The sequence below is a fragment of the Agathobaculum sp. TL06 genome, from assembly GCF_054658635.1.
The window spans coordinates 88,883-101,299 of record NZ_BAAGGY010000007.1 but is presented as its reverse complement, the minus strand read 5'-3'; the positions used below and the strand labels follow the sequence as shown (position 1 = coordinate 101,299).

The 12,417-nt window shown below is 62.9% G+C and carries 12 protein-coding genes; all 12 read right to left on the bottom strand.

The genetic code is table 11. From position 1 onward, the window contains the following. Positions 1-71 precede the first annotated feature (71 nt). The gene (locus tag ACYQ3S_RS05815) at positions 72-1,979 is read right to left on the bottom strand and encodes an NAD(+) synthase (RefSeq protein ID WP_459687745.1); all 1,908 of its coding nucleotides are present in this window, start codon (positions 1,977-1,979) and stop codon (positions 72-74) included. A 144-nt stretch (positions 1,980-2,123) separates the two neighbouring features. Continuing rightward, entirely contained in the window at positions 2,124-2,750 is a 627-nt protein-coding gene (gene pgsA, locus ACYQ3S_RS05810) for a CDP-diacylglycerol--glycerol-3-phosphate 3-phosphatidyltransferase (RefSeq protein WP_459687744.1), read from the bottom strand. Positions 2,751-2,752: 2 nt separating this feature from the next. After that, entirely contained in the window at positions 2,753-4,084 is a 1,332-nt protein-coding gene (gene rimO / locus ACYQ3S_RS05805) for a 30S ribosomal protein S12 methylthiotransferase RimO (protein ID WP_459687743.1), read from the bottom strand. 133 nt (positions 4,085-4,217) lie between these two features. Continuing rightward, positions 4,218-6,014, bottom strand: a complete 1,797-nt coding sequence (pepF, locus tag ACYQ3S_RS05800) for an oligoendopeptidase F (protein ID WP_459687742.1) — start codon at positions 6,012-6,014, stop codon at positions 4,218-4,220. A gap of 110 nt (positions 6,015-6,124) precedes the next feature. After that, positions 6,125-6,424, bottom strand: coding sequence for a hypothetical protein (locus tag ACYQ3S_RS05795; RefSeq protein WP_459687741.1), 300 nt, complete (start codon positions 6,422-6,424; stop codon positions 6,125-6,127). Positions 6,425-6,476: 52 nt separating this feature from the next. Further along, positions 6,477-6,806 (bottom strand): hypothetical protein, encoded by a 330-nt coding sequence (locus ACYQ3S_RS05790; RefSeq protein WP_459687740.1) that lies wholly within the window; start codon positions 6,804-6,806, stop codon positions 6,477-6,479. A 146-nt stretch (positions 6,807-6,952) separates the two neighbouring features. Then, a complete protein-coding gene (locus ACYQ3S_RS05785) occupies positions 6,953-7,420 on the bottom strand; it encodes a regulatory protein RecX (protein WP_459687739.1) in 468 nt (155 codons plus the stop codon). After that, positions 7,417-8,577, bottom strand: coding sequence for a recombinase RecA (gene recA / locus ACYQ3S_RS05780; RefSeq protein WP_459687738.1), 1,161 nt, complete (start codon positions 8,575-8,577; stop codon positions 7,417-7,419). Before recA ends, ACYQ3S_RS05785 begins: the two co-directional genes overlap by 4 nt. A 108-nt stretch (positions 8,578-8,685) precedes the next feature. Beyond that, positions 8,686-8,946 (bottom strand): hypothetical protein, encoded by a 261-nt coding sequence (locus ACYQ3S_RS05775; protein WP_459687737.1) that lies wholly within the window; start codon positions 8,944-8,946, stop codon positions 8,686-8,688. A 13-nt stretch (positions 8,947-8,959) separates the two neighbouring features. After that, positions 8,960-9,829: a peptide chain release factor N(5)-glutamine methyltransferase gene (prmC, locus tag ACYQ3S_RS05770; RefSeq protein WP_459687736.1), complete on the bottom strand. Its 870-nt coding sequence runs from the start codon at positions 9,827-9,829 to the stop codon at positions 8,960-8,962. 81 nt (positions 9,830-9,910) lie between these two features. Beyond that, positions 9,911-10,846, bottom strand: coding sequence for a DUF1385 domain-containing protein (locus ACYQ3S_RS05765; RefSeq protein ID WP_459687735.1), 936 nt, complete (start codon positions 10,844-10,846; stop codon positions 9,911-9,913). Further along, positions 10,846-12,402, bottom strand: coding sequence for a sensor histidine kinase (locus tag ACYQ3S_RS05760; protein ID WP_459687734.1), 1,557 nt, complete (start codon positions 12,400-12,402; stop codon positions 10,846-10,848). The genes ACYQ3S_RS05765 and ACYQ3S_RS05760 overlap by 1 nt, the downstream gene beginning before the upstream one ends. Positions 12,403-12,417 lie beyond the last annotated feature (15 nt).

Genomic DNA, 12,417 nt, shown 5'->3' with positions numbered 1-12,417 from the left:
CTTTGTGTGGGGATTCGCGCGCCAGCGGCGCGGCGTTGATAGCGGGAGGCCTGCCGGCGCCCCGCGCCTGTTTACAGGCGCTCCGCCTCAGCCAGCCACAGCGCCGCGCATGCGTCCGAGGGCATGCGCCAGTCGCCGCGCGGGGAGAGCGTGACCGTGCCGACCTTGGGGCCGTCCGGCAGGCAGGAGCGCTTGAACTGTTGGGTGAAAAAGCGCCGGACAAAGGTCACGAGCCACTTTTTGACCGTCGCGTCGTCATACCGGCCCGCAAAGGTCTTGCGCGCGATGCGGTAGATCTTGCGCGGCGGGTAGCCAAAGCGCAGCATATAATACAGGAAAAAGTCGTGCAGCTCATACGGGCCGACCAGGTCCTCGGTTTTCTGGCTGATCTCCCCGTCCTTGGGCGGGAGCAGCTCGGGCGATACCGGCGTATCCAGCACATCCTGCAGCACGTCGGACAGCTCGCCGAGCGCGCGGTCGGCCTCATAAGCGACCAGATACCGCACCAGCGTTTTGGGGATGGAGGCGTTGACGCCGTACATCGACATATGATCGCCGTTATAGGTCGCCCAGCCGAGCGCCAGCTCGGACAGGTCGCCCGTGCCGACCACCATGCCGCCCAGCTTGTTGGCCAGGTTCATCAGCACCAGCGTGCGCATACGCGCCTGCGCATTCTCGAACGTGACCGAAAGGTCGTCCATGCTCTGGCCGATATCGCGGAAATGCTGGTCCACCGCGGCCTTGATATCCACGGTCTGCAGCGTCACGCCATAGGCGTCGGCCAGCTTTTCCGCGTTGCCGCGCGTGCGGGCGGTCGTGCCGAAGCAGGGCATGGTCACCGCCAGGATACCCTTGCGGTCCAGCCCGAGCAGGTCGAACGCATGCACCAGCACGATCAGCGCGAGCGTGGAATCCAGCCCGCCGGACAGCCCCACAACCGCGGCCCTGGCATGTGTGTGGCGCAGGCGGGTGGCAAGGCCGGTCGCCTGCAGCGTGAGGATCTCCTCGCAGCGCTCGTCGCGCAGCGCCTTATTGGCGGGAACGAACGGCGTGCGCGGGAACCGGCGGTCCGCGAGGTCGTTTTCGCCGGGCGTTATCTCCAGCGCGGCCGCAAAGCCGCCGCCCGATACCGTGAACGTGTTCATGCGGCGGCGCTCATGCACGAGCCGCTGCACGTCGATATCCGCGTAGATCACGCCGCTCTCGAACGGGCGGCTCTCGGCCAGCAGCGCGCCGTTTTCCGCAATCAGGTCGTGGCCGGAGAACACCAGGTCCTGCGTGGATTCCCCGAAGCCCGCGTCCGCATAGGCGTAGGCGCACAGCAGCCGCGCGGACTGCTGCCGCACCAGGTCGCGGCGATAGGCGGCCTTGCCGATGATCTCATCCGACGCGGACAGGTTGACGATCACGGTCGCGCCCGCCTGCGCCAGCCGCGTAGAGGGCGGTTCGGGTACCCACAGGTCCTCGCAGATCTCCACGCCGAACGCGAAATCCGACATCGCCGCGCTGGAGAACACCTGCACGCCGCCGAACATGGCGGTCTGGCCCAGCAGCTCGACCGGCTCCATATCCAGCCCCGCGCCCGACGTAAAGTGGCGCTGCTCGTAAAACTCGGAATAATTCGGGATGCTGTGCTTCGGCACCAGCCCTTCCACCACGCCGCGGCACAGCACCGCCGCCACGTTATACAGCTTGCACTGATGCACCAGGGGCAGGCCGACCACCACGGCGGCGTTCAGCGCCGCGGTCGCGTCCCGCACGGTGCGGAGCGCTTCCAGCGCCCCATCCAGCAGCGTTTGCTGCAAAAACAGGTCGCCGCAGGTATAGCCGGTCAGGCAAAGCTCCGGAAACACGATCAGGCGCGCGCCCTTATCCGCGGCCTGCTTCGCCAGCCTGACGATCTCGGAAGCGTTATAGGCGCAGTCCGCGACCCGCAGCGCGGGCGTCGCGGCGGCAATTTTGACAAATCCATCCTGCATTCCAGTATTCCTCCAGACAGTTCAGATATGGTTAGTATACCCTTTTTCCGGCGCGGGCGCAAGTTTTTTGCGCCCGCGCGCGGGACATCCGCTCGGAAAAAGGAGGAAGACCGCGGTCTTCCTCCCTTGTGCCGTATTGCGCCGTTATTTTTCCCTGACCGCGCCGTCCTTGATCAGGTCCCAGTTTTTGCGCAGGTAGTCGATGCCGGCGTACAGCGTGACCAGCGTGACCACCCAGGCGACAATCTCTGGCAGCGCCATGCCGCCGGAGAACGTAATGGTGGTCGGACCGTCCGCGCCGCCGATAACGCCGATGACGGCCGTCATGCTGCCGCTGGTCGTACCCACGCAGATGAGGAACAGGAAGTCGAGGATGATACCCGCAATCTGCACGCAGGTCTTGACCTTGCCCGTCCAGGTGGCGGCCAGCACGCGGCCTTTCGCAGCCGCGACATTGCGCAGCGAGGTAATGATGAATTCGCGCGCAAGCACAATGAACACCATCCACGCCGGAAAAATGCCCTTTTCAATAAAAATCAGCAGCGCTGCGGTAACGAGCAGCTTATCCGCCAGCGGATCGACAAATTTGCCGAAGTCGGTCACCTGGTTATACTTGCGGGCGACATAGCCGTCCAGAAAGTCCGTAAAGCTCGCCACGCAGAACAGAACAAGCGCCGCAATCAGGCTGGCCGCATCGTTTTGCAGCGCAAACCAGATAAAAAACGGGATCATCGCAATACGGGTCAGCGTGATCTTGTTTGCTGTGGTCATTTTTATTCCCCCTTTTGCCGGACGCCGAGCAGGTCGGGTCCCAGGCTGTCTGTGATGCGGACGGGGACAAACCCGCCTACCGCGGGCGCGTCCTCCGCCTCAAAGTACACATGGCCGTCCACCTCGACCGAGTCCGCGTAGGTGCGGCCGTACCAAAGCTGCTGCTCCTCGTCAAAGCCCTCGCACAGCACCTCCATCACCTCACCGTGGCGGGAGGTGTTGTAATCGTCCAGTACGCCCGACTGCAGCTCCTCCACGATCAGGCGGCGGTTGGCCTTGACCGCCGCGTCGATCTGGTCGGGTAGTTCCGCAGCCTCGGTACCCTCCTCGGGCGAAAACTCGAACACGCCCACGCGCTCGATCTGTACGTCCTGCAAAAACGCGCACAGCGCGGCAAATTCGTCCTCAGTCTCGCCCGGCAGGCCGACGATCAGGCTGGTGCGCAGCACAAGGCCCGGGATGCGGCCGCGCAGGCTTTGGATCAGCGCGGCAAATTCCTCCCCATCGCCCGGGCGGTGCATCGCGCGCAGGATGCGCCTTGATACATGCTGGAGCGGGATGTCCAGGTACTTGACGATCTTGGGTTCGGACGCGATGACCTCCACCAGCTCGTCCGTGATCTGGTCGGGGTACAGGTAGTGCAGGCGCACCCAATGGAAATCCATTTCGCACAGGCGGCGCAGCAGCTCGGGCAGCAGGCGCTGATGCCCGGGCAGGTCCATGCCGTATTTGGTGATGTCCTGCGCAATGACGATCAGCTCCTTCACCCCGGCGTCGGCCAGCGCTCGCGCTTCGGCGAGCAGCGCGTCCATCCCGCGCGAGCGGTACGGCCCGCGAAGCTTGGGGATGATGCAGTAGCCGCAGCGGTTGGAGCAGCCCTCCGCAATCTTGAAATAGGCCGTATACGGCGGGGTCAGGCGGTCGCGGCCGCCCTCGAGCGCGGCGCTGGCCATATCCGCCAGATACGCGGCCTTATGCCCGCCGAACGCGGCGTTGGCCGCGTCCACGATGCTCTCATAGCTGCCCGTGCCGCAGATTGCGTCGATCTCGGGCAGCTCCGCGCGCATCTCCTCCGCGTAGCGCTGCACCAGGCAGCCGGTCACGACCAGGCCTTTCATTTTGCCGTTCTGCTTGTACTGCGCGGTTTCGAGAATGGTTTCGATCGCCTCGGTCTTGGCGGCTTCAATAAACCCGCAGGTGTTGACCACGCCCACGTCCGCCTCGGCCATATCCGCGGCGACCTCCCAGCCCGCCGCGCGCAGCAGGGCGAGCATATGCTCGCTGTCCACCAGGTTTTTGGCGCAGCCGAGCGAAATCAGTCCTATTTTCGGCATGGAATCCTCCTTTTTTGTCCCACTATTGTCCAATGATATTATACATCACAAACCCGCCTTTGTCATCTGTTGTGTTGCGTCCGCGCGCGCAAAAAAAGAGGGAAGCCGGACGGCTTCCCTCTTCCCCGCCGCTTTACAGCAGCCGCTCCATTTCCGTAATCAGCTCGTCGAACAGGCGGGTCGCGTCCTCGATGGGCGCGGGGCTTGCCATATCCACGCCCGCGCCGCGCAGCAGCGTGATCGGGTCGGCCGAGCAGCCGCCGGACAGGAAGCCCAGGTAATCCCTGACCGCGCCTTCACCCTCGCGCAGGATGCGGCGCGACAGCGCGATCGCCGCCGCGTAGCCGGTGGCGTACTGGTACACATAGTAATCATAATAGAAATGCGGGATGCGCGCCCATTCGAGCGCGATCTCCTCGTCCACGACCATATCGGGGCCGAAATACTGCTCGTTGAGCCGCCGGTACAGCGCGCAGAGCGCTTCGGCGGTCGTACCCTCGCCGCGCTGGGTCATCTCGTTCACCGCCAGCTCGAATTCCGCGAACATGGTCTGGCGGTACAGCGTGCCGCGGAACTGTTCGAGGAAATGGTTGATGAGATACGCGCGCTGCTTCCGGTCCTCCGTGACCGACAGCAGGTATTCCATCAGCAGCGCTTCGTTGCAGGTGGAGGCGACCTCGGCCACGAAAATCACATAATCCTGATACGCGGTGGGCTGGGTGCGGTTGGACAGGTAGGAATGGATGGCGTGGCCCATTTCGTGTACAAGCGTGAACACATCGTCCAGCGTCCCCTTGAAATTGAGCAGCACATACGGATGCACGCGCGCGCCCGCGGAATACGCGCCCGAACGCTTGCCCTCGTTCTCATATACGTCGATCCAGCCGCCCGCGAAGCCCTGGCGCAGCAGGTCCAGGTATGCCTCGCCCAGAGGGGCGAGCGCCTTGAGCGCGGTTTCCTTGGCCTGCTCAAAGGTGAACTTCATCTCCACCCCCTCGACCACCGGAACATAGAGGTCGTACATATGCAGCTCTTCCAGCCCGAGCAGGCGGCGGCGCAGGCCGATATACCGGTGCATGGGCGCCAGCGAGCGGCGCACCGCGTCGATCAGGTTGTGGTAAATGGCGGTCGGCACCTCGGTCCCGTCGAGCGCCGCGTCCAGCGTGGAGGGATATTTGCGCGCGTTGGCAAAGAACAGCAGCTGCTTCATCTGCGCGGACAGCGTCGCCGCCGCGGTATTGCGGAACTGGCCGTACACCGAATACAGCGAATCGAACGCGGACCGGCGCAGCGTGCGGTCATAGGACTGCATCAGCGGGATAAAGGTGCCGTGCGTGACCGGATGCCTGTTCCCGTCCTGACCGGCCGCGTCCGGAAAGCGGAGGTCGGCGTCATTGAGCATGGAGTAGATATCGTCCGGACCGGCCGCCATCTCGCCCGCGGCCGCGAGCAGCGCCTCCTCCTTATCCGAAAGCACATGATCGCGGCGGCGGCGCACGCGGTCCATCGCCAGCCGGTAGTTTTCAAGCGCGGGCGTTTCGCGGTAAAAGCGGGCGAGCGTCTGATCGTCGATGGCGAGCAGCTCGGGCGTTTCAAATGCCGCCGCTGCCTGCAGCTCCACCGCGAGCCGCGTCGCCTGGCTCACCATCTCCTGATACGCGGCGACGCGGGTATCCTCATCGCTGCGGCGCTGGGCATAATGGACGAGCGCGTCGAACGCCAGGCTGATCTCGTCGTCCAGACGGAAAAATTCCAGCAGCGTCTCCCCGCTTTCGGACAGGCGGCCGCGGTACGCCGCGACGCGCGGAACAAACGCCTTGGCCGCGTGATAGGCGGCGCGCCAGTCCGCGTCGCTCGCGAACAGATCTCGGACCGCCCACTTGTCACTGTCCGGCACCTCCGCGCGTGCCGGTATCCTGGTCATTTCCATGGAAATCCTTCCTTTCCGGTATGGTTTACTGTATGTTATTATGATACCGCAACCGGACAGAACATGCAAGAAAAAGCCCTCTGTTTACCAACAGAGGGCGAAAAACCGGTTCATTGCCTGACAGAACGGTGTATGCGGACCATAATGAGATTGATTAGGACGGTCAGCGCCAAAAGGAAAACGCTTGCCATCTCCGCCAGACCCTCCGTATCGGCAAGGCCGGCCCAGTCGCCAATGGAAACCTGATGCATACGGTAAAGCGCCTGCAGGCCGATGGCGGCCGCGCACGCCGCCGCGCTGACCGCGAGACGCGGCTTCCATTTCTTCTCGGCTGCAATGCCGCGGAACGACACCGCCAGCGCGATGATTCCCAGCAGAATGCTGCCTAAGTTAAGCCATCCATAACCCATATTCATGCTCCTCCTTTTATTTGCTTGTCTGTTTGATTGCAAAAATACCTGTTTACTCCTGTTCCTGCGCCTTATTTTCCAGAAAGCGCATGCCGGCGGAAACCAGATTGAGGAAGATCACAACACCGACCAGGCCCGCGGAATAATACGCGACGCCCCATGTGGTATCCAGCAGCGCGCCCCAATCCTCGATCTCGATCAGATGGTTGGTGTAGAACGGCTGCAGGCACAGCGCAACCATGCAGCACATCAGGCTGCCCACCGTCCAGACAGGCCATCTGCGCCGTATCGCGTCGCCGCGGCCCGCCAGATAAACCAGCGGCAAGGCGATCGCCGTCAGTCCCAGCACAATGCTTCCCAGATTCAGCAAACCATAATCCATATCGTCCTCCTCCTTTTATTGTCGGTTATTGGGGAAACCGCGCGCGGCTTCTCTTTAGGGAAAGGATAGCACGGAAAAACCTGATTGTCAAGAAAGGGGCGGAAAAATCTGCTTTCCCGCCCCCTTTTTTGCTCTTTTATGCACTTTTAGAAGGTGTCGGGCAGGTCCTGTCCGTACTCGGCCAGCGCCGCCCGAATATCCGGCCAGGAAAACCCCCGGCGCTGCAGCGCCGCGACCGCCTTTTCGACCTCCCGCCGGTCGGACACATCGCCGTGCAGCCGCTTGTCAAGCAGCGCGCGCAGCTTCGCCCTGTCCGGAGAAAACGGCTGCAGCGCCGCTTCCGCCGTCTCGCGCGCCACGCCCCGACGGGCCAGCTCCTGCCGGATGCGCAGCTCGCCGTACCCCTTGCGCGCGCAGGAACGCACCACGCTTTCCGCGTAGGCCGCGTCGTCCAGCAGGCCGCGTTCCAGCAGCCACGCGACCGCGTACTCCGCCGCCTGTTCGTCGTGGCCCTTGTCGAGCAGCTTGTCCCGCAGCATACTGACGCTCAGCGCGCGGCAGGAGAGCAGCCGCGCCGCCGCGTCCAGCGCCGCGCGGTATTTATCCCCGTTCATTCTTCATCCAGGTCGTCAAAATCGTCCGCGTCGATGGACAAGGCCCGCGAAGCGCCGGCCTTGGGCGCGGCGGGCTTGGCCGCAGGCGCCGCTACGGACGCCGGACGGGCCGCCGCGGTCTGGTGCGCCTTCTGCCGCTCCTCCTCGACCTTTTCCATGATCTGCTTCTGCACATCGTCCGCAAGCTCGGGATGGTCCTTGAAATACTGCTTGGCCGCGTCGCGCCCCTGTCCCAGACGCATGTCGCCCAGCGAGAACCACGCGCCCGACTTGCCCACAATGCCGTATTTGACGCCCAGATCGACCAGCTCGCTCGTGCGCGAGATGCCCTCGCCGTACATGATGTCGAACTCGGCCTCCTTGAACGGCGGCGCGACCTTGTTCTTGACCACCTTGCAGCGGGTGTGGCTGCCGATATTCTCCGCGCCGGACTTGATATGCTCGGTACGGCGCACGTCGATGCGCACGGAGGCGTAGAATTTGAGCGCGCGGCCGCCGGTCGTGACCTCCGGACTGCCGTAGATCACGCCCACCTTTTCACGAAGCTGGTTGATGAAAATGGCCACGCACTGGCTCTTGGCGATCGAGCCGGCCAGCTTGCGCATGGCCTGGCTCATCATGCGGGCGTGCAGGCCGACGAACGAATCGCCCATTTCGCCCTCGATCTCGGCGCGCGGGGTGAGCGCGGCGACCGAGTCGATGACCACAATATCAATCGCGCCCGAACGCACGAGCGCTTCCGCAATATCAAGCCCCTGCTCGCCGGTATCCGGCTGGGAGACCAGCAGGCTGTCGATATCCACGCCCAGCGCCTTGGCGTATACAGGGTCGAGCGCATGCTCCGCGTCGATGAACGCGGCGGTGCCGCCCAGCTTCTGCGCCTCGGCCACGCAGTGCAGCGCAACCGTGGTCTTGCCGGAGGATTCCGGCCCGTAGATCTCCACAATGCGGCCGCGCGGCAGGCCGCCGATGCCCAGCGCGAGGTCCAGCCCGATCGAGCCGGTCGGGATATGGTCTACCTGCATGCCGGCGTTCTCGCCGAGACGCATGACCGAGCCCTTGCCGAACTGCTTTTCGATCTGACCGAGCGCCGCGGCGAGCGCTTTCTTTTTATCGGCCGCGGGCGCGACCGGTTCAAGCTGTTTTTTGGTAGCCATAAAGAGCCTCCTGCATGTTTGTTGATTCCTGCATCCATTATACCAGTGGCAAAAAATAAAAGCAAGAAAAATCGAAAATTTGTTCGATATTTTCCTGCTTTTTATTTTTCACTTTTCGTCTGCGGACGGCGCGGCGGCCTGCGCGCCGCGTTCGATCTGTTCGCTGAGCGGGATATATTCCGGAGGCTTTTCCCCGCGTATTTCACGGCGCAACGCGTCGATCTCCTGCATAACCAGCGTGGTGCAGGCCACACATACGCCGACCGGCAGGAATACAAACACAAAAATAACCGCTTCCTGCAGCAGTGCTGCCAAAAGAAAGGTCACTACAAAACAGGCAAACATGGCGATCAGGGCATTGCGGATCATGCGCTTTCCCTCCTTATGCTTCCAGCAGGGTGTTGTACCCATACACAATGCGCGGCACGCCGGAAAGGTCCTCCGTGATGCCGATGCCGGCAAAACGGTTATCCTCCAGGATGGCGGCGACCTGCGTCGCCTGCCGGTAGCCGCACTCAAACAGGATGACGCCGCCCGGCACGAGCAGCTCCCCCCATTTGGCGCAGATCGAACGGTAAAAATCCAGCCCGTCCTCCCCGCCGAACAGCGCTTCGTGCGGCTCGTAATCCGCGACGCTCGGCTCGAGCGCGCGCATCTCCGCGCGGGTGACGTAGGGCGGATTGGAAACCAGGATGTCAAACTGCCCCATATTGTTCGGCGGGCGGAAGCGCACGTCCGCCTTGAGCGCGACATACCGGCTCTGCACCCCCAGCCGGCGGGCGTTTTCCCGTGTAACGCGCAGCGCGCCCTCGGAAATATCCACGCCCGCGACGCGCGCGTCCTCCACCTCATGCGCGGCGGCGATGCCGATGCAGCCCGAACCGCAGCACAGGTCGAGGATGCGCGGCGAAACCCGCTGCCGCGCCTGTCCGATGACCAGCTCGCACAGGCGCTCGGTATCCGAGCGCGGGATCAGCACCGAGCGGTCGATCTGGAACGTCAGCCCGTAAAAATCCCATTCGCCGAGTATGTATGCAAGCGGTTCGCCGTCCAGGCAGCGGTCGCAAAGCAGGTGCGCATAGTCCACCGTCGCGTCGTCCAGATAGACATGGCCCCAGTCGGCTGTTTTGTTTTTATCCGCCTTGCAGGCGTATGCCGTTATCTCGCGCGCGGAAAGAGAAGGCTGCGGGTCGTCCGCCTCCTTCAAGCGCTTGAACAGCTCCATATATACGTCGTTGATGGTCTTGGTCAAGGCTTGGCCCACCCCCTAAATGTGTTTTACGCATGCCGCAGGGCGCGCGGCGGCTTTCCATACAGCGATATGGACGCCTATTCACCAGTTGTCCGAGCCGTCCTCCGGAATGACCGCCTTCATGCCGGTGATCGCCACCTCGATCATGGAGTCGTCCGGCTCGAACACGGTCAGGTGCTGGATCATCAGGCCCGGCCAGCGCAGCGCGCGGGAGACCACGCTCTCCGAACGGCCGGCGTAACGGTTGAACTCATAGCTGATGCCCACCACGAGCGGCAGCAGGACCAGATGCGCCAGCATGCGCAGGAACGGGTTGGTGATATCCACGATGGAAAACACGATGGATGAAACGATCGTCGCAATAATAATCAGCACGAACATAAAGCTGGTGCCGCAGCGCGGATGGTATTTGTTCTGGCGGCGGACGTTCTCCACGGTCAGCTCCTCGCCCGCCTCGTAGCAGAAAATGGTCTTGTGCTCCGCGCCGTGGTATTCGAACGTGCGGCGGATGTCCTTCATGTGCGACACCGACCACATGAACAGCAGGAAGATCACCACGCGCACCGCGCCCTCCAATACGTTGCGGGCGAGCACGCCCCAGCCCTCCGGCACAAAGCCGCCGAGGAAGCTCGGCAGCAGCAGGAACAGCGCGACCGGCAGCGCGATGCCGATTACGGTCGAAATACCGAGGATCAGCCGGTTCAGCCCCTCGGAGCCGAAGCGATTCTCCAGCCAGATCTCGAATTTGGAGGGCGGCGCGTCCACCTCCTCGTCCTCAAAGAACGAGGCCGAATAGTTGATCGCCTGGATGCCGTCCTTCATGGCCATGAACAGGCCGTAGGCGCCGCGCAACACCGGCAGCTTCCAGAACGCGGAGGGCTGGTGCGCGTCCTCCTCCTTTACGACCAGCTCGCCGTTTGCCTTGCGGACGACCGTGCAAACCCGTCTGGGACCTTTCATCACGATGCCCTCAATGATCGCCTGGCCGCCGATCGTGGTTTTCTTTTGCGTTGGCATTAGTTATCTCCTTTGGGTTCAGGGGTATAAGGGGTTTCCGGCACCTTGGGGATGGCCCCCGTGATGCCGAGCGCTTCCTCCGCCTCCGCGGCGGGCAGGGTGACGGTGACTGTCGTACCCGCGCCGAGCGTGGACGCGATATCCAGCGTGCCGCCGTGCAGGGCGACAATCTCGTCGGTCACGGCCAGACCGATGCCGCTGCCGCGCTGCTTGGAGGAGCCTTTATAAAATTTCTCCTTGACGAAGGGCAGCTCGGCCTCCGGTATGCCCTGGCCGTAGTCGCGCACCGAGGCGACGATTTTGCCGCCCTCCCGCCGCAGGGAAATATCGATCTTTTTCCCGTCCGCGCCGTATTTGGCGGCGTTGTCCAGGATATTGAGGAACACCTGCTTCATGCGGTGGCGGTCGCCGTTGATATAGTAGTTGGCATCCACGTCCTCGTCGTAGCTCAGCCGGATGCCGCTTTTCTGCAGCAGGTTTTCATACATATACACGGCCTCATACAGCTCGATCGACAGGTCGAACAGCTCGACCTCGAGCTTCATGCGGCCGGACTCGATGCGCGCGAAATCCAGCAGCTCCTCAACCATGCGGGTCAGGCGGCCGGCCTCCTTCTGGATGATGGTCAGGCCCTGCATGACCTCCTCGGGGTCCTCTCCCCCGCCCGCGAGCAGCGTTTCGCTCCAGCCGCCGATGGCGGTGAGCGGGGTGCGCAGCTCGTGCGAAACCGAGGAGATAAAGTCGTTCTTCATGCGCTCGGCGCGGCTGATCTCGTCCGACATATAGTTGATCGTGTCGCACAGCTCGCCGATCTCGTCGTCATAGGTCTTTTGCAGGCGCACCCCGTAGCGGCCGGCCGCGATCTCCTTGGCGATCGTGTTGATCTTGAGGACCGGATCCACGATGGACTTGACAAAATAGCTGTTGGAGGCGACGACCAGCATCAGGAACACCAGACAGGCCAGGATGACGATGCCGATGATGATCCAGATCTGCCGCTCGACGATGCGCAGCGAGGTGATGAAGCGCACGCCGCCGATCAGCTCCCCGCGGGAGGACAGGAGCGGGGTGGTCACGCTCATGACCCGCTCGTCCGTAAGCGGGTCGCGGCCGGGGAACACCGCGGTCTTCTGGGTGGACAGCGCCTGCGCGGCGTCCTCGGTGGAGGCCATGCCGCCGCCCGTCAGCGCCGAGGTGGACAGCAGGATACGGCCATTGCGGTCAAGAAACTGCATCTCGAGCTTTTCCTGCTCGCTGAAAGTGGAGACGTCGGATTCCGCCTGCGCGTAAAACTGGTCGTAGGTTTCGGTGAAATACTTGTGATAGGTTTCGGCCTTGAGTGTGGCGCGCGAGGTCAGGTTGTCCCGCACCGAGGCGTAATAGTAGCCGGACACGCCAACCGTGACCAGAATAACCACGGCCGCGAGGATGACCAGCACGAACGAAAGCGAGTTCATCATCCAGCGGCCCTTGATGCCGCCCGGCGAGTGCAGCACCTTGGGCGCGGCCGGCTGGGGCGACGCCTTGGGCTGTTTTTTGGATCTGCGATAAATCATAGGTAAGCTGCCTTT